Consider the following 17565-nt stretch of genomic DNA (forward strand, 5'->3'; position numbering starts at 1 on the left):
GTAAGTGGCTACTGCTCGTTGGAGGTGGTCGGCTCGCGGAGGTTGTCGAGGACGAGGAGCTTCATGTTGTGCTCGGTGCATTGCGCTTCGGCGAGTTCTCGGCTTGTTTCGCTGATGGGATGGATGGCTGCCATCAGGTGGATGTCGGCTCCGATGCTCGCGCTGGTGGCGATGTCGTGGGCGATCTGTTCTGCAGTGAAGTCGCCGGGACTGGTCTTGACTTCTCCGGCCAGGATGCGGCCGTCGAGGGTGCCGATGATGTCGACCTCGCGTTGAGGATGTCCCTTGACCCACAGGTTGGCCCCGGGGAGGAAGGAGGAGTGCGGTTTCGCGCGGTGGAGAGTGCCGATGGCCATGAGGTGAGGAAGGACGCCTTGGTCGGCTGCCTGGTCCACGAAGGTGTCGAGCCGGTAGTGGGTGAGAGGGCCGTTCTTGTCTGCCGTGTAGCGGGCTGGCGTTGCACAGCCCGGGCAGGAAGCGTCGGGTGTGGATGACAAGAGAGGGACGAAGGACTTTTCGCCGCATCGGGCGCAGACGGTTTCCAGCCCTCGCTCAGCCCAGCCCAGCGCACAGAGCCTCTCGCTCAGCTCGGCCGCCGGGAGGCCGGGCAGATTGATGTCGGCGACTTTGCGATAGCGCCGACGTGCACGCCCACCCCAGGACCGGGCGAGTTCCAGCACGGCAGCTTCGTCACTGCCGCTGGCGATAGCCCGCTTCAATTCCTTCGCCAGCTCTTTGCTGCGCGGGGTGAACAGCTGCATCACCACGTCGTACAGGCCCGGTTCCAGAAGAGCTGCCGGGGCTTCCTGCGCTTGCATGGCTGCGCCCAGCCGCCCCTTGTCGGACAGCTCCCACTTCTCCGTGAGGCTGTTCAGCAAGCGCATCGTGGCGTCTTCGAGGGAGGGGATGTTCAGTTCGAGAACGACGTCGTTGTCCGTGACGACGCCGATCTCGAGCTCAGCGCCGTGCCAACGCGCCTGTGGGTGGATGCTGCTGGCCGTCTGCGGGTGGCGCGGTAGGCCGTCCAGGGCCTCTCCTGCCAGCCGTACCAGCACCTGGGCCGGCTGTGACAGGCTGACAGGGGAGCGAAAGCGGACCCCCGTGGGGCGGTCCAGGAAGACGTGTACGTCCAGGTCTTGCTGGCGTCCCCACTGCCGCCGCGCCGCCAGCCATGGAGAGGGATCCGTACCGATCCGGTAGGTGAACGGGGCGCTACGCGTTGCACCGCCGGCCCAGGGAGCGGGAAGACCGAAGCTGATGGAATCGCCCGGCAGTTCTTCCAACCCCCAGGAGGACGCGATGCGGTGGATCTCAGGCTCGGGCACGCTGTGGCTTCGCAGCACCACGTCCACGCTGCGGTCGCCGGGGCGACCCAAGAGCCCCCGCACATGCTGGTCGTACGCATGCCAGGCCTCGACCTCGGGATAGGGGATCAGCAAGACCGGGATGCGGGTCGCACGCGCGCGTGGACTGAGGGCCCGCAGGTTCCAGAACTCAATGCAGTCGGGGACCGGATGGGTCTCGCTCACCAGCCAAATAACGGCGGAGGTGTTCTCGATGCTGTCGGTCGCGTGTTCCTCGAACTGCCAGGAGCCGTCCTCGAGAAGCGTCTGGTGAGGTCTGTCCTGGGCGAATCCGATCTCGGAGCCGTCGCGGGGGCGCCGCACCCAGGGGCGAAAGGACCGTTGATCGGTGACGTCGCCCGCGGCGGCCACCTGCCAGATCGGGCCGTTCTCCTGGGCGACGAGCAGCGGGTCGCCGCCCGCGACAGCTGTGAGCGGGTAGCTGTAGGCAGTTCGAGGATCGGTCTCGATGTCTTCGAGGTCGATCAGGGGCAGATTGAGGTATTCCGCCGCTGCGACGGCGGACTCGACTGCGACGTCGACGCGTACAGCAGCCTCCAGGCTGGCGCGGCCAGCGAGGTCGTGAGCTGCTGCTGACACACCCGAGAGAGGATCGACCTCGATGATCAGCTCGCAGACCCCGCCCCAGCGGGCCGACGATGTCTGCACGGCAGTGCGGAAGCCATCGGCGCTTCCGGACTCAATCAGGTATGCGACGCGTGACGGCAGGACCGTGCCCCACATGACGCTGCGGCCCTGATAGGCCTGATCCCGGTTCATCCGATCACCCTGCCAGAACCAGGGGCGAGCACGTCAGAAATCCGGCAGAAGCACTGTGAGACCAGCCATTGCCCTCGCCTCACGTCCAAGCCCGGTAGGCCCATTTGGAGTTCGGCTGTGGACTCTAGGGGCGGCAAATGCACGAGCACAGCTCGGCAGTGGGAGTCCTCGAGGTACGAGCGACCGGCACCATGGCGTTCGGTTCGCCGGCGCGCTTCAACAGCCGACGACGGGACCAACCCGGTCTCGCTGCACAGGAACCGGCCGATCACCTGGGCGTGGGAGCCGGTCACCCTCGAAAGCACCCTGAATCAATCCTGCGAGCATCTGCTCACCATGCTTGGCCTCGGGATGGTCTACCCCGAACGGGCCGCTGAGTTCGCCCGTCTCCCCGCCCCGCAGATCACTTTCCGCATGTAGCCGTCTTACCGGCACCGCCCTCGAGCTTGGCCTGGCAGACCACCGGTGAGGCCCGGATCTCTGTCTCCCACCGCCACCACGCTCTCAGGTTGCTGACCTGTGGCCCGTAGGCGTCGCGGTGTAGAAGCGGCCCCGTTGTCTCACCGGCCAGCGGCACCACCAGCAACACCGCCACCATGCCCGCCGTCCGTTCGCAGGCCCCAGCGCGGGCTCGTCTGGCGGCGGCACGTCGAGCACCCTGAGGCCGTTCAGTTGCCGTTGCCATGCGCGGGGCTTGAGGGCGGGAGCAAGCTGCGCCGGCCGGGGAAACCGCGTGTGCCGGGTAGCCCGGCCCCTGCCAGAGCGGTTACAGGGACCGGGCTATGGCTGAGGACTCTGGACCGGGCGCGGAAGCAGAGTCCTCAGCGCTCGCGCATCAGGTTCGGGCCCGTGTACGCGACCTCTGGTGAACGATCTCCAGCGTCGGCAGACACGGTTCCCGAACGGACGAAGGCCGGAGGGAATGCAGCGCATCGACCGCTCTCGGATGTGGCCGCACCGGCGGGCGGGAGGCGTCAGGCCGGCTGGCTGGTGGTGGTGGGGCGGTCGTCGAGAACGATGGTGGTGACCTGGGCCCCGTCGGGCCGGGTGTGCGTGGTGTCGGTGACGGCGAGCCGGGTGCGCTGGTAGACCGCGCAGGCCAGGGCCCAGGTAGCCATGTCTTCGTCGGCTGCGGCGTGGTCGTCGCTGACTGTGCGCATGGTGACCAGGACGGCCAGGACGGAGCGGCCGGACAAGGATGTTTCGATCATTCCGTCGTCGAGGTCGGTGATGCGATCGGGGAGCCGGAAGTGGGGGTGCTGGGAGGTCTGCTCGATCAGGAACGACCACGTGTCCCGATGACAGACCACGCGGGCCGAGGCGATGCCCGCAGCCCGCAGCACACTCTCCAGGTGCTGCGTGCGGTCCTGCTTGCGCTGCTGTCCGCCATCCCCCGAGGCCGGAGCAGCTGAGCCTGCCGAAGGCCCCGCCGGGCCGGCATCGTCCACCGCAGAGACCTGCGGGGTCGATGCCGGCACCGTGACAGCCTCCGGCAGCCCGTCCCGGGCCGGCTGTTCTTCCTCACGCTCACCGACTGGGCCGGAGATCTCGTTCACTGCCTCTTCCCTCCACCCGTCACCCGTGTCGACGTCCGCCACCTCCAGCGGCCGCGGTTCGCGCTCCACCAGCTCCAAGGACGACCCGTGCTCTGTTGCACGCGCCGGGTCCGGCGCACCGACGATGTGTGAGAAGGCCTGCGCGAGTTCCCGCCGCAGCGCCTCGACCCCGGTACGGGTATCCGCCAGGTCGGTGAGCATCTTCTCCTGGCGGCGCCGCAGCTCCCGGTTCTCCTCACGCAGCCCTGCGGTGCCCTGCTGGACGGTTTCCAGTACCTTGCGGCGCAGGTCTTCCTGGTCCTTGCGCAGCGCGGTGAGTCCGGTGGAAGAGTCGTGCACCGCCTGTCGTATGTCGCCGAGTTCGCCCAGGATCTTCTCGAAGTCCCGCCGTGCCACGCAGCCCCCTCGCAGTTGACCGGTCAACCAGCCCATCCCTCCCCGTGCAGGCTTCGGCTGACGCGGCGCTTTCCGGCCCTTTCGCGGAGCTTGTACACAAAGGCATCGGTGGGGCGGCAGGGCGGCAAGTGGTTCGTGCGACCGTCCCGGGGCGGTGCGTGCAGGAGCCTCGACACGGCAGAGCAGCCTGCGTCGGCCAGTGCTTCGACCGCCCATCACGATGACCGCACGCCTGAGGATTGCGTTCAGCGCGCTGCTGCTTGTCACCGTCCCGGTGGCCGCGCCCTCGAATGGATCAATCACTGGTGCGGGAGCCTCCCAGAGGTAGAAGAGGATCGTGTCTGATCGTTTCTACTGGGACGGAACTCCGAAGGTCGATGACCAGCGTGGAGTGGCCGTCGGCCGGTCGATGTGGCTGCACCGTTCGAATTTCTCGACCACTCTTCGCCAGGACGCCGTGGCGAAGTGCCGCTACTGCGGCTTGTCGATGATGTACTTCGACCGGGACAACCGCACACGCATTCCCATGGTGCCGAAGCAGGTGCCGTCTGCCTTGGTCCCTCCTCGGATGAGGTGGCACGTCAGCGGCGGTGTCGCGTTCCACGGTGACTCGGGGGAGGCCACGTGCTGGGTCCCGCATCCGGCCTTCTGCCCCCAGGTGACGCACGATGACGAGGTCCCGGGGCCGATTGCCGACGTTCGGGCCAGGTTCCGCAAGAGGTCGGATGAACTCATCGCCTCCGGCAAGTTCATTCCGGATCTGCTGCCGCCTCGCTGTGAGGAGGACGTTGCCGACCAGCATGTTCAAGAGGTTGAGGACGTTCGTCACGTGGTCGCGTACAACAGCATGCTGTGGCTGGGAGCCGGCCGGGTCGAGGCGCTGCAGTGCGTCGCGCGAGCAGACAGCACAGGGCAACGCTGCCAGGACCTCGTGTCGCAGGGGGAGGGCCGCTGGGAAGAGGTAGAGATCCCCTACCTGCCGGGAAGGGCCGGACAAGACGTGCTGTGGGCGGGCACGACGATGTGGGTCTACGGGCTCCACGCCCTGTTTCCCGACGAGTACAACCGATGGATGAAGCAGCGCTGCCCCTACCACGCATCCGGATACGCGGCCGATGCCGTACCGGCGCAATGGGTTGCTTTCAGTCCGCTGCGCCACGAGGAGCACATCGTGCGCCAGCGGCCGGCGATGGCCGCGGAGGAGCGGAAACAGGACGCACAGGAGAGGGCGGCCAGAATTCCCCGGCGGCCGCAGCGTACGGCGTGCGCTGCAGCCGGTTGCACCAATGCCAGTGCCGCGCCGGTGCCGGAGGGTTGGCTGTGTTGGACGTGCGAACCGGTTCGCGCACGCCGTGAGCGCGTTCATATCAAGTGGCAGGCATCCGCAGAGGAAGGCCCCGCGTGAGCAATCGCTGGGGCCGACCAGACAAGATCATCGGCGGTGGACCGTCACTGTGTCTGCGGACCCCGCGGTCGGTCGTTACGGAGGCGGCTGCGCCGCAGTTCGGGCAAGGAGACGCGGGCGCCCATGGCGTCCAGGGACAATGCAGCTCCGCTGCGCTCGCTCACACAAAGAGGACGATCAGCCTATGCGACGAGGGCGTGGAGGGTAGCGACGCTCTGACGGCGACAGCCTACTCACCGAATTCCTTGAGGAGTTGGGCTGTACCAGTGCCGACCGACGACCCCGCGCGCTTTACTCCCGTCCCTCGGGACCAGGAGTACTGGAACGATCCAGCGCGCGGCGAAGGCGGCGACGCATGCGGACGGCCAGCGGCGGTCGCTCGGCAGGAGGGGAGTCGGTGCGTCCGGTGCGTGCGCGTGTGGCGGCGATCTGCGCCGGAGTGAAGCGGCTGGCCCAGGAGACGGTGTTGCGACGGATCCAGTAGTGGGATTGGCAGGGGTAGCTCCAGTTGCCGACGGAGGGGGAGAGGCTGACGGTTGTCCCGTCGAACGTGAGGGACCAGTCGGTGGGGCTGAGCGGGGTGACGACGGTGCTGCCGCATCCGCAGGCGCACAGATGGACCGCTGTTGTGAACGTCAGTGACACGTACAGAACGCCGCGTTCCAGGTGCTCGGGGATGTAGTCGACGAAGCGGTGGGTGAGGCGGACCGGTTTCACGGGGTGTCCTCGTTGGTGAGCACGTTGCCGTCGATCTGATAGACGCTGTGCATCTCCTCCTCCAGGTCCAGGTAGAAGCCCTGGAGCTTCTTCCACTTGATGACTGCGAGGACGGCGTTGAGCGCGTTGAGGTCGACGATCTGGATGTTGCGGTCGTAGGCGTTGGGACCGGATCCGTCGGCGAGCGGGATGCGCTGGTTGCGGTGGACGTGCTCCCGCCGGGACGGAGTGCTGGCAGTGACTCGGACCAAGCCTGAGAGCCGGCCGTCGTCCGTCTCGTACACGCCCATCCCGACGTCGATGAACCCGACCTGGTCCTGTTCGAGGCGCTCGACGATCAGCTGGCGCGCGCCGTTGTCGTCCACGCAGACGAAGACGAAATCCGAAGAACGCAGTTCACCGACATTCGTGTCGCCCACACGGACCGGATGGGCTACGACACCGTCCCGCATGCGGGAGTAGAGAGCCGTGTAATGCTCGGCCTTGTTGGGGGAGCCGGCCAGGTCCTCGGGAGCCGTGGCGCCGGGGGAGCGGAAGGGGTTGTGCTGCAGAAAGACGTCGCCGTCATAGAGGTGGATCTCGGCGACGTGCGTCTTGGCGACGAGGTCGAGGACGTGGCTCCCGGTGCCGCCCAGACCCACGATGGCGATGCGATGTCCTGCCAGGCGTGCCGCGGCCGTGCCGATGCCGGCCCGGCTGGTGGCGGTGTCGGCGTAGCGGAAGACGGACCTTTCCCCGGTGACGCCAGGGACGGAGAAGGTCGTCGCGCTCGCCTCTGGGTCCAACTGCTGGGCAGGGGAGGCCAGGATGGCGATGTAGGTGGTCATCTTCGCGTGGTAGTCCGGGTATCCAGCGGCTGGCTTGCTGGAGAAGACGAAGTCGATCTCGACATCCAGTGCAGGCGTCTGCCGGCCCCGGCTGTTGATGAGAGCTTCCAGGGGCTGCCCGAGACCGTCGCACGGTTCGAGGCCGGTGAACATGGCCACGTGAGTGTTGGGCGCCACAGTCACGTCATTGGACAGGGACAGCTCCGACACCAGGGTCCCGTACCGCACGGTGCGATCGCGGTCCAGGTAGGGGACATGGTGCACCAGCAGCATCCCGGAGCGGATCTCTACCTCGTACCCCTCGTCCGCCAAGCGCTTCAGATCGGGGCTACGACTTGTCAGTTGCGGTGACACTGAGCACCGTTCCGTTCTTGACGTGCACGCCGGCACCTGCGGTGAGGGTGCCCTCGGCGGGCTTCTGGTGGGCATGCCGATAGCTGACCGTGATCAGTACGTTGGGGCCGGTGGGCACCTGGGCGAAGGCGAGGGAGACCGCCTGCTCGAAGGTGACCACCTCAGTGGTGACCGTCCGCTTGCTGCCGTTGACGACGATCTCGTACGTGCGGGGGTGGCCGGTGGTGTCCGAGCCGGTGGTGTCCTGCATGATGTCTCCGTTCGGTTTCATTGACGTCAGTGAAACCGTAGCACGCGTGAGGCGGGTGCTGCACGGACACGTCCGAACGGATGAACCCCCTCCGCAGCCGAACGCCTGGCATGCTGGTCAGCTGTGCAACTGGAACTCGCCGGACGACACCCTCTGCTCCGGGACAACCTCGCCGTCGCCCGAGCCGAGGACCCGAGCCGCTTCGTCCTGGACGCCCGCCGCCTGCTATTTGCCGGGCCCCTCGACCTGACCGCCGTGGCCGCCTCGACCCACGCCCACGCCGCCAGGGGAACCGACACCGCACTGCTGCTGCCCGCGTCCCCCGACGTGACTGCCTACATCCAGCGCATGGACCTGCTCGCCGTACTGCCGCACGCCACCCGGGTCGAAGGAGGCACCCCGGACGAGACCCGCTATGACCGATCCACCACCCTGCTGGAAGTAACTCCCCTGCAGCCGGAGACCGCCGACACCGTCGGCGAGAGGCTCGGGCGGATCGCCATCCACCACCTCGGCGCCCGCGACGGCCGAAAAGTCTTCAAAGGCGTCGGTGAGCTGATCGACAATGCCGTCAGTCACGGAGCCGGCCCATGCGGAGCCTTCATTGCCGCCCAGGCCTACAGCGGCAAAACCACCGGCCACCGCCGCCTGGAGATAGCCGTCTGCGACACCGGCATAGGAGTCCTCAGCCATCTCCTCGGAAACCCCGACAATGCCCACATCGACACCAGCCATCAAGCCCTCGAGCACGCACTGCGCCGCGGCGTCAGCGGCACCCGCGAACCGCGCGGCAACGGCCTGCCCGACCTGCTGTCCGACACCAGCGACACTGCCGCCACCCGTCTCGTCCTGCGCAGCGGCGACGGCCTGCTGCGCGCCGGCCGACATGCCGACGCCGCCTCTGTCACGCGCACTACCCCCACCAGCGTCCCTGTGCGGGGGACCTGGTCGTGGCTGAGAGTGTCGTACCGACCCTGAACCAACTGTGCTTCAATGAATTAAATGAAACCGCAGAAACGTGAAACGTTGCTCACCTACCCGGTGAAAGAGCACGGCCCGTTTCTCGCCACCAGGACCGCCGGCGACCGAGCGCGCCGGTACCTGGAAGAGCGACTGACCGCCGCCGCTCCAGTCGCCATGCTCACCATCGACTTCGGCGGCGTCGAAGCCATGACCAACAGCTTCATCGATGAATTCCTCGGCAAGCTCTACCTCCACTTGGCCGCAGGGGACATCCCTGCCGATGGCGTCCAACTGACTGGACTGGACGAAGAGACCCGCGAAGGGGTCACTGTCTGCCTCGAGCGCCGCAAGCAGATCGCTGTCGACGGCGACACACACGAACTCCTCGGCGACGCCGCCGTCCTCGCCGACACCTACGCCCAGACACGCCAGCTCGGCGAGTTCCGGACAGCCCAACTTGCGGAGACGCTTGGCATCTCGCTGCCCAACGCCAACAATCGGCTCAAGAGACTTGTTGAAGCTGGAGCCCTCCATCGTCAACGTGGAAGCGGACCCGATCGAGGTGGCAAGGAATTCACCTACAGCCTCTCCCGGCCAACACGCACCAACTGATCTGCTCTCGTATATAGAGACCAGACGGGTTGATGGACATCACGACCCGGCCCCGGTCCGGACAAGCGAAGCGCCGGGGTCATGGTTTCGGGGCTTCGTGCTGCTCCTTGATCCTCAACGCGGCCAGGCGGCGGGTGTGTCCGGGGGGAGCGGGATCTCGTCCAGCCGCAGCCACTGCTCCTGGCCGCTCTGATCCGACAGACAGAACCGCACGTCCTGCGCCTCGTCCGACTCGTAGGGGGCGTCTCCGATGGCCTGCAGCAGAGCGTGCAGCCTCGGGTGGGGTGCCTGCATCGCCCGGTCGCGTACGCCCTCGGTGCGCAGGGCAGCCAGTGTGAGGGAGGCGGTGTTCACCCCTGTCCGCCGGTGGCCGTCGGCGTGGGTGATCGCCTGCGGGTGTTCCACGATGGAGGCCAGGGCCTGGGGAGCGGCGACGGTGTACGTCAGCACCAGGTCGCCACGCTGCAGCATCACCTGCGTCCCCGGCTCCACCAGCGAGTCGGGGCGGCTCGACATGGCCACCTTGCCGACCATCGGGCCCATACCGATCTTCCGGACCTCGTCGAACTGCTCGATCGTCGGGTCGACGAACCGCTCGGAGTCGGGGAGTACCAGGGCGCAGTGTCCGTTCCACGATGTTCCCGTCCAGCTCGGTGTGAGGGAGCCGTACACGGTTCCGGTGCCGTTCTTCTTGCGGATGGCCACGGTGACCGGCAGCAGTTCGGCCCGTACTCCCAGCTGGCCGTAGGCGTTGCGCAGGGTCAGGCAGGCATCGATGCAGATGTTCGCCGGAGCGCGGCCGTCGGAGAGGGCCACCCACAGGAAGGGCAGCACCAGTTCCACGAGCTGGTCCGGCTTGGCGTGTTCCAGCATCCGCGCCATGTGATCCATGCTCCCCGGCAGTGCCGGAGCCGCTCTGCGCGGACGCGGTACGGAGGGACGGGGGACCCGCTTTTGCGGTGTCCGGTGCTTCTTGCCCCGCTGCTGCTTCGACATGGAAAGAGCCTAGATATCCCAACCGGCCTTCCGACAGACCGCGTTGACCGGCCTGACGCTGGCGACGCCGCATGCTGTCTGGTTCCTGGCGTTGCCGTCGGGGTTCACCGGTCGCTGGGGGTGAGCGGGCTGGTGACCTCGGCGACCGCGGGCCGTGTGGCAGGAGAGGCAACTGAGGACGGGTGATCGGGCATTAGCACAGGGGAAGGTAGGAGCGCCACAACAGCAAAGTGGCAGCGGCGAGTTGTGCTACGTTCCCAGCAATCTCAGCCCGAGCGGAAGCTCGGACTGTCCGCTCCCTGGGCGGCCCGACGTCATGTCTGGGGTGCCAGGAAGACCATTGCGAAGCCGGTATAGCCCCCGACACAGGGTGACCGGGGGAGCGGTGGTAAACCCGCAGGACCTAGTCCTGCACGCTGTACCGCAGTGAGCCAGCTCGGGGCTTTGCCGAGCCCTGAATTCTTGGTGTCGGCAGGGAGTCAGTTCTGTCCACGTTTCGTGGTCGAACTGCACTTGCCGTGCGCATCGGTTTGACCACCACTAAGGAAAGGTCATGACCGGTGGGCGACGCCGCCGTTCTCACCGTCCTCGCCGGCGCAGGCGTGGTATCGGTGCTGCTCTTCGCAGTCAAAGGCATCCTCGATCAGCTGCCAGAAGTCTTCCGCTCCTTGCATCGCGCACGGAAAGCCTGGCGAGAAGACCCTCCCAGCGAGGACTAGACCCCCCCGACCCGCACTGTCACCGTGACTGTCCCTGCCGCGTCCGGCGGTCAAGATGAGCGGCCAGCCGTACACGCTGTCCGAGGACGCCGTCGAACGGGCAGAGTCCTCAAGGCGCTGCGGAGCGCCGCCGGTGCCGGACAGATCTATTCGGTCCGCGAGCAGATGGCATGGATGTGCGACCGGACCGCGCAGAGGTGAGGGTCCTGCTCCTGCTATCGCCGGCAGGAGCAGGACCCTCCAGGGGGCGCACGGGGCGGGGGTCCCCTGTACGCGCTGCACCGTTCAACGACATCCCCCGGCTCCCGGATACGAAGCCCGTTCCCGTTCTCGGAGTGCTGGGCCTCGCGTGCGGCGGTCCGATCGCGAAGCCGAGACGGGTGACGATGGTGATCACAGCGGCCCGCGTGGCGGTGGCGTCGCGCTCCGCCCCTCCTCCGTATGCCCCGAGGTCGGCCGGTACGGGGAAGTGCACGGGACGTGGCTGCCCGCCGATCCTGATCGAGCGGTGCTTCCCGGATCCTTCGGCCAGCGGGTTGCAGGTTGTGGAGGGCAGAACGCGCGTCGGGGTTCTGCGCGGCCGCCTGTGCGAGGCTCTGCGCGTGGCGTCGCACTCTCGGGGCCTGGGTCGGGCATCCATGAGAACGGGCGGTGTCAGGCGTACCGCAGGGCCTCCGGCTTGTGTGATCGCTGTTCAGTGCGGGGTGAAGGGCTCGACGGTGACCGTGCCGTCGTCGTTCATGCGGGCCCTGTCGGCGAGCTGGGACAGGACCTGCTCGGGGATCAGGCCGGCTCCGTCAGCAATGGCCCCGAGCCTGCGGCTGGTGTCCGCGGTCAGCCACAACTCGACGTGCAGCTCATCCAGTTGCTCACGTCGCTGCACCAGCCACCCCTCGTGCCGCTCAAGCGCACCCAGCCGGCGTCTCTCACGCTCCCGCGCCCACCCCGTCCCCTCACGGTCCAGTTCCGGGTCATACGTGTTCTGGCCGCTGTCCTCTACCAGCGCGACGATGCGCTTCCATTCCACGTGCCGGGCGGCCCATATCTGCGCCAGCTCCTGCGGATCACGGCCGAACACGCCCAGATCGCCGGAGGAAGCGGCCTGCTCACGGAACTTGCCCGCCCGCACGACAGCCTCCGCGACCTTGTCCTGCAACGCGCTGATGCTCAGCCCGCGCCCCTGACGACGCACCACATCGCGGGCTCTGTCCTCACTGCTCCACATCCCAAACCCTCCTCAGACCACCACCGACGCGACCCAGCCCCACACCAACCCGCACCCCACGGCACGCCGCCCGGGCCCGAGCGGGCACACCCACCCCGCCCCTCGGACCAACCGCAACCCCGACGCCGTCAGTTCAGCTTTCCGCTGTTCACTCAGCTTCCCGGCCCTTGGCCGGGCGTTATCCAAAAACGACTCCACCCGCACATCGGTATCGCCCGCCCGTTCGACGCGAGATCGGGCAGGCCGCAGATGGTCCTCACGCGCAACTGCCGGGCCGCGGCCAGGTTGAGAGCCCAACGCTCGTCGTGCGACCGCACTGCCGGCCGCACTATCCCCCCGCTCTCGGCGGGATCGCTCCAACCGTCTCGGACAAGGCCGTCGCGAGCAGATACTGCTGCGCCGGGCCGGTGTCCGGCTCCCGCAGAAAAAGTTTCTGGCCGCCGGGTGTAACGAAGGGCGGGTGGCGGGCGACTGTTTCGGATCGGGGCGCCATGGCGCCCGCGGCACGCGCGACGGGAAGACCATGACGACCGGTGAACACGGCGGGCGCCCATGACCGGCCACCACCGCAGACAGCAGGAATTCGAGGCGTTCTATCGGCAGTGGTACCTCAACGGGGTGCGATACGGCCGGAATCATCACCGTTACCGGCTGCTGCAGTGGGAGGCGGAGGCCGCCACTCAGGAAGCGATGGCGCAGATGTGGGTGAAATGGGAGCCACTGCAAGAGTTAGATCAAGAAAACCGCGTGAGGTACTTCCTGCGCATTCTGCAGAGGCGGTGCGTGGACATCATCAGGAACAACGTGCACCGCCGCACGGCCGAGGACCTCGCCCATGACCGGAGAAACGGCGATGTTCTCGCCCATAGCCGCGGCCGCGAGCCGGAGGTCACCGACGCCGAGGCCCTCCCGGAGAACGCCTATGAGATCACCGAGCTCAAAGAGGTGATGGCCAAGCTGCCCGAACAACAGCGCCTGAGCGTCCAGCTCGAGTACGACGGCTACCCGGCAGCCGAACGCGCCCTGATCAAGGGCATCAGCGAGAACCTCGAACGCCAGCACCTGGCGCGCGGGCGCGCGAAGGCCAAGAAGATGCGAGACGAAGGGACAGGCGAGTGAACGACGAACGCGACGACATCCAGGCCGCTCCCGCGCCGACGTACCCGCCGCTGCCACTCGCCGGCGAGGAGCTGTTCGCGGAGCCCGACGCGCAGTTCGAGGCCGACTTCGCGGAGTTCTTCGCCGAGCCCCTCCACGACCCGGCAAGCGAGGAGACGAAAGCCGCCCGCCTCGACGCGATCCTCCAGCGCGGCGAGGAGCTCCTCCTGTTCGAGGCGAAGAACACCGCACCGCAGAACACCGAAGCGAACAAGACGAACACGAGCCCCGCTTCAGCAACTGCTGCGCGGCCGAACCAGCCGCAGCCCAAGACGGCTCCCCGCTGGACCAGGCGCATGATCGCCAAGCCGCCCACGCGGCGCCCCGGCAGCACCCCGAGAAGGCGTGAGAAGCGATCCCGTATCAGCCCCGGCCGCGCCCTTCCCCGGGCAGGAATGCTGGCCGGCCTGGCCAGCATCTGCGCCGCGACGACCATGGCGATCTGGTCCCAGAACCTCGCCTTCCTGCACCTGATCACTCCCGTTCTTGCGGTTGCGGTGTCCCAGTACTCGAGCCACCTCCACATGGGCACGAAGAACGACACCGAACCTGAGGGCAGGCCCAGGACCGCCACGCGGTTCCACTCCTACAGAAGGATCCACGAACGCGTGCGAGGCCAGCGGCACAGAAGGAACAGGGACCGCGTGTAACGGATGAAGCCTGTGGCCCGACTGGGAAGCAACCCCGGTCGGGCCACAGGCATTTCGGCCCCGGCCACGTGCATAGGAGGAAAGCGCGATGTCATCCCCCAACCCTTCGCCCGGCGGCCCGACGCCCGAGGGAAGGCCGCCCGGCGAGCGGAACTTCCTCGAGGAGCTTCTCGCCGAGGCCGAGCTGGACCTGGCCGGCCGCCGCGGCGAGGCGGGCGCGGCCGAGGCCGCCCTCGACTTCAAGCGGTACCAGATCACGGTGATCGAGGCCGACCTCCACCGCCGCCGGCAGATCGCGGTGATCGAGGCGGACGTACGCGTGCTGCAGCGACACCAGCGCGCCCGCCGGCGCAGTCGCTCCCGCCGCGCCCGGCGCCGCCGTGCCCTGCGCGTTGCCCGGACGTGCACGCGGATCGCACTGACGGCTTTTGGCTGCTTCTCATTCGCCGTTGCGACCTACCTCTTCATCCAAGGACTGCCGGGCAGTACCGAGATGTTCGGTGCGGCCGCCACCGCCTGGGCGGCAGCCATCGCGTTTCCGCCCGTCCCGTAGGAACCCCGCGAACACCTCGGCCCGGACTCACCAGTCCGGGCCGACGCGCACGGACACGGACTCCAACGGTCGCAGCCGTTGGCCTCTCGGCGCCGATCCCGGTCCGGGTATCACTGGCCGGCGCGGTTACCGCGATCGTCCACTGTCGCAGGGCACTCTCGGGGCCATTCTTGGCCTTCGGACGCACTTCGTCCGCAACTCGTACGGTCAATATACGCCGTCTGTACGGTCTTCGGGGGTAGGGTGATGTTCTGGAGGTGCTGCATGTCTGAGTTGTTCGATGCGGTTGATGCGTTGGTCGCGTCCCGGTCGCCGTTGCCGCCTGCGGTGGAGCGCAAGCGGCTGCGTACCGCGCACGGCCTGACTCTGGATGAGGTCGCGGCCGCCCTGGACGTGCGGCGGGCGACCGTCAGCGGCTGGGAGTCCGGCAAGACCGAGCCGCGCGGTCCGGAACGTGAGGCGTACGCACGGCTGCTGCGGCAGCTCGCGGAGCTCTACCCCGCCCCGGACGAGCCGGCTGCTCCGGCGGCATCCGCGCCCGCCCCGGCGCAGGCGCGTCCTGTGTCCACCGGTCCGGCGTCCGAGACTGTGGCTGGGACCGTAACCGAGCACCCCCAGCCCCCTGTTGCCCCCGCCGCCCCGGCTTCCGAGGCTGCGCCGCGTTCGTCGCGTACCGCCCGGCCGTCGTCGACGTCGCGTCGTCCGGGCGCACAGAAGCCGGCCCCGGCCGGCAGTCCGGCTGACGTTGCCGATCCGCGGTTTGTGAACGGGCCGCTGGCGGTCGTCGACGTCGAGGACGGTCAGGTGCTGGCGTACTGCACCGGCGGCCTGATCCTGGACGTGCCCGCCAAGTCTCTGCCGTCCCTGGTGGACTGGACGCTCAAGGAGGCGAAGCTCGGTCAGCCGCGGCTGTCCGGGCCGGGCAAGGACGGTGACCCGCTGCTGGTCCTGACCGAGGCTGCGCTGGAGCGTTACGGCCTGCCCGTCACCCTCGCCGACGACGAGCGTCTCGCCGGACGGATTCCGGAGAGCCACAAGGTTGTCAGGCAACTGGTGCGCGCGGAGTGGAAGCTGACCAAGCGCGGGCTCGGGCCGTGGGCGCGGATCTACCGCCCCGCGCAGGGCTCGGACCGCCAGTGCGTGCAGCTGTGCATTCCGTCCTGGCACGCGCTGGGCACCCGGCACTGGGGTGAGGTGGGGCAGCTGGCGCCATCCGAACTCGCCCGCGTCCTGGGCGTGTTCGCGTCCCGGGTGATGACGCCCCGCGGGTCGACGGCGGTGACCGGCTTGGAGCTGATGACCGCGCTGCACCCGCCGACCAGGGCCTCCGAGCCGGATGCCGACGGCAAGCGGCACTCCGAGCACAATCCCGGCAGTCTGGGCAGGGATCCGGTCGACCCGGCGCCGTGTGAGGCCCCCGACGGGCACCCCCTCCTCAAGGACCTGCCACGCTTCTACGTCCGCGGTCCTGCGGAGAAGCTGTTCGAGGAGGCGTACGACTGGGCGCGGCCGATGACCGATGCCGAGTGCACCCTGCGGCATCTGGTCGGCATCGACGTGAACATGGCCTTCGCCGCCGGCGCCAACGGCCTGACCGTCGGCCTCGGCGCACCCACGCACGTCAAGGCACCCGTGTTCGATCCGAAGCTGCCTGGCTCCTGGCTGGTCGACCTCTCCCACGTGGACCTGTCGCGGGTGAAGGTCGGCAAGGACAAGTGGGCAGACCTGGACGCAGCGTTGCTGCCCAGCCCGTTCACGCCGAAGGGCGACCGGCCTAAGGGCCCGGCCTGGTACGCGACCCCGACTGTCGCCTACGCGGCGGAGCTCGGCTACGAGGTCACGCCGGTCGAGGCCTACGTGCGGTACGAGAACGGCCGCTACCTGGACGGCTGGTACAACCGGCTGCGTGACGCCTACCTCGTCACGATGGCCGACCTCGGCGTCCACGCCGACCTGTCGCCGGAGGATTTCCTGGCGGCGATGGACGGCTACAAGGACCGGGACCCGGAGCTGGCGATCGTCGTCTCGGCCATCAAGGCGACGGTGAAGGGCGGCCTGGGCAAGCTGCGCGAGCGGCCCCGGGGTGAGGGCTGGCGGCCGGGCGAGCCGTGGCGGGCGCTGTCGCGTCCCACCTGGCGGCCGGACATCCGTGCGGCGGTCATCTCCCGTACCCGGATCAACCTGCACCGCAAGATCGTCAAGCATGCGGCGTTCACCGGGCAGTACCCGGTCGCGGTCCTGTCCGACTGCGTCGTCTACGCAGCCAACGGTGAGAGCCCGCTGGACTTCCTGCCCTACCGGGACGGCAAGCCGCTGCCGGGCGGCTTCAAGCTCGGCATCAACCCCGGCCTGGTCAAGCACGAGGGCACCCAGAGCGTGCTGTGGGGCGAGGAGGTCCGCGAGCGGTTCACCGCACCGGAGCTCAACCTCGCCCGGTACATCAAGGACGGCACCGTCACCGACGCCGACAACGGCGAATAGGGGAGTGGGCAGGCGATGAGCATGTTCGGGGACGGCCTGGACGCTGCGGTGCAGAAGGCGTTCACCCGCCCGGCGCCCAAGAGCGCGCCCGCGCAGATGCGCTACCTGGTCAAGCAGTTGGGGGGCACCAAGGCGGTCGCCCAGATGCTGCGGATCTCCCAGCGCACCGTCGAACGGTACGTGAAAGACCAGATCAAAAAGCCCCGCCCGGACCTCGCCACACGCATGGAACGCGAGGTGAAAGCCCGCTGGCAGCCACAGATCCGGGCCAGGGCCCGCAAGAAGGCGGCGACCACCAGCGGCATCGTCATCGACACCCGCGCCCGCCTCGGCTACACCGCCCCCATCGGGTCGACCGACCAGGACCGCATCCGCCACCTCACCGTCGCCCTGCCACCGCAGTACGCCGCCCGACTCTTCGACGCCCAAGAAGCCGGCGCCGGCGACCACGAGCTCCAGGAGATCGCGGCCGAAGCGCTCAAGGAGGTCTACTTCCAGGACAGCGGCCGCCGCGCCGGAAGCCTCGAAGAAGTCCGCTTCACGGACGTGGAACACCTGGAGTTCGATCTGTAGAAGGCCT

At 68.0% G+C, this 17565-nt stretch carries 15 protein-coding genes; 8 read left to right on the top strand and 7 right to left on the bottom strand.

Features of this window, described 5'->3' with window-relative positions; translation table 11 throughout:
• Positions 1-8: 8 nt before the first annotated feature.
• Together ACFYYF_RS39825 and ACFYYF_RS39830 are read right to left on the bottom strand one after the other, a co-directional pair.
• On the bottom strand, positions 9-2123 hold the full coding sequence (locus ACFYYF_RS39825) for a hypothetical protein (RefSeq protein WP_388783933.1): 2115 nt from the start codon (positions 2121-2123) through the stop codon (positions 9-11).
• A gap of 974 nt (positions 2124-3097) precedes the next feature.
• The gene (locus tag ACFYYF_RS39830) at positions 3098-4075 is read right to left on the bottom strand and encodes a hypothetical protein (RefSeq protein WP_388783935.1); all 978 of its coding nucleotides are present in this window, start codon (positions 4073-4075) and stop codon (positions 3098-3100) included.
• 337 nt (positions 4076-4412) lie between these two features.
• Between ACFYYF_RS39830 and ACFYYF_RS39835 the strand changes: the two genes are divergently transcribed.
• Complete coding sequence (locus ACFYYF_RS39835) at positions 4413-5480, top strand: DUF6083 domain-containing protein (RefSeq protein ID WP_388783938.1); 1068 nt, start codon at positions 4413-4415, stop codon at positions 5478-5480.
• A 291-nt stretch (positions 5481-5771) separates the two neighbouring features.
• On the opposite strand, the gene ACFYYF_RS39840 is transcribed toward ACFYYF_RS39835, so the two are convergent.
• The 3 genes from ACFYYF_RS39840 to ACFYYF_RS39850 are packed head-to-tail and all read right to left on the bottom strand — an operon-like array spanning position 5772 to position 7649.
• A complete protein-coding gene (locus ACFYYF_RS39840; RefSeq protein WP_388783940.1) occupies positions 5772-6197 on the bottom strand; it encodes a DUF6527 family protein in 426 nt (141 codons plus the stop codon).
• On the bottom strand, positions 6194-7453 hold the full coding sequence (locus ACFYYF_RS39845) for a ThiF family adenylyltransferase (RefSeq protein WP_388783943.1): 1260 nt from the start codon (positions 7451-7453) through the stop codon (positions 6194-6196). The genes ACFYYF_RS39840 and ACFYYF_RS39845 overlap by 4 nt, the downstream gene beginning before the upstream one ends.
• A complete protein-coding gene (locus ACFYYF_RS39850; protein ID WP_388783946.1) occupies positions 7353-7649 on the bottom strand; it encodes a multiubiquitin domain-containing protein in 297 nt (98 codons plus the stop codon). Before ACFYYF_RS39850 ends, ACFYYF_RS39845 begins: the two co-directional genes overlap by 101 nt.
• A gap of 102 nt (positions 7650-7751) precedes the next feature.
• Here ACFYYF_RS39850 and ACFYYF_RS39855 point away from each other — a divergent pair, with 102 nt between their 5' ends.
• A complete protein-coding gene (locus ACFYYF_RS39855; RefSeq protein ID WP_388783949.1) occupies positions 7752-8606 on the top strand; it encodes a hypothetical protein in 855 nt (284 codons plus the stop codon).
• A 24-nt stretch (positions 8607-8630) separates the two neighbouring features.
• Positions 8631-9203 carry a winged helix-turn-helix transcriptional regulator gene (locus ACFYYF_RS39860; protein ID WP_388783952.1) on the top strand — a complete coding sequence of 191 codons (573 nt, stop codon included), beginning with the start codon at positions 8631-8633 and terminating at the stop codon, positions 9201-9203.
• A 114-nt stretch (positions 9204-9317) separates the two neighbouring features.
• Here ACFYYF_RS39860 and ACFYYF_RS39865 read toward each other — a convergent pair whose 3' ends face one another.
• Together ACFYYF_RS39865 and ACFYYF_RS39870 are read right to left on the bottom strand one after the other, a co-directional pair.
• Positions 9318-10199, bottom strand: coding sequence for a hypothetical protein (locus ACFYYF_RS39865; protein WP_388783955.1), 882 nt, complete (start codon positions 10197-10199; stop codon positions 9318-9320).
• Between the two features lie 1413 nt (positions 10200-11612).
• A complete protein-coding gene (locus ACFYYF_RS39870) occupies positions 11613-12143 on the bottom strand; it encodes a hypothetical protein (RefSeq protein WP_388783958.1) in 531 nt (176 codons plus the stop codon).
• Positions 12144-12695: 552 nt separating this feature from the next.
• On the opposite strand from ACFYYF_RS39870, the gene ACFYYF_RS39875 reads away from it, so the two are divergent.
• The 5 genes from ACFYYF_RS39875 to tpg all read left to right on the top strand — a co-directional run bounded on the left by ACFYYF_RS39875 (position 12696) and on the right by tpg (position 17558).
• Positions 12696-13262, top strand: coding sequence for an RNA polymerase sigma factor (locus ACFYYF_RS39875; protein WP_388783961.1), 567 nt, complete (start codon positions 12696-12698; stop codon positions 13260-13262).
• Positions 13259-13951: a hypothetical protein gene (locus ACFYYF_RS39880; RefSeq protein WP_388783964.1), complete on the top strand. Its 693-nt coding sequence runs from the start codon at positions 13259-13261 to the stop codon at positions 13949-13951. The genes ACFYYF_RS39875 and ACFYYF_RS39880 overlap by 4 nt, the downstream gene beginning before the upstream one ends.
• 88 nt (positions 13952-14039) lie before the next feature.
• The gene (locus ACFYYF_RS39885) at positions 14040-14504 is read left to right on the top strand and encodes a hypothetical protein (RefSeq protein ID WP_388783967.1); all 465 of its coding nucleotides are present in this window, start codon (positions 14040-14042) and stop codon (positions 14502-14504) included.
• Between the two features lie 264 nt (positions 14505-14768).
• Complete coding sequence (tap, locus tag ACFYYF_RS39890; protein ID WP_388783970.1) at positions 14769-16985, top strand: telomere-associated protein Tap; 2217 nt, start codon at positions 14769-14771, stop codon at positions 16983-16985.
• Between the two features lie 15 nt (positions 16986-17000).
• Positions 17001-17558 carry a telomere-protecting terminal protein Tpg gene (tpg, locus tag ACFYYF_RS39895; protein ID WP_388783972.1) on the top strand — a complete coding sequence of 186 codons (558 nt, stop codon included), beginning with the start codon at positions 17001-17003 and terminating at the stop codon, positions 17556-17558.
• The last annotated feature ends 7 nt before the right edge of the window (positions 17559-17565 follow it).

The organism is Streptomyces sp. NPDC001914, from assembly GCF_042891215.1.
Taxonomy (GTDB): Bacteria; Actinomycetota; Actinomycetes; order Streptomycetales; family Streptomycetaceae; genus Streptomyces.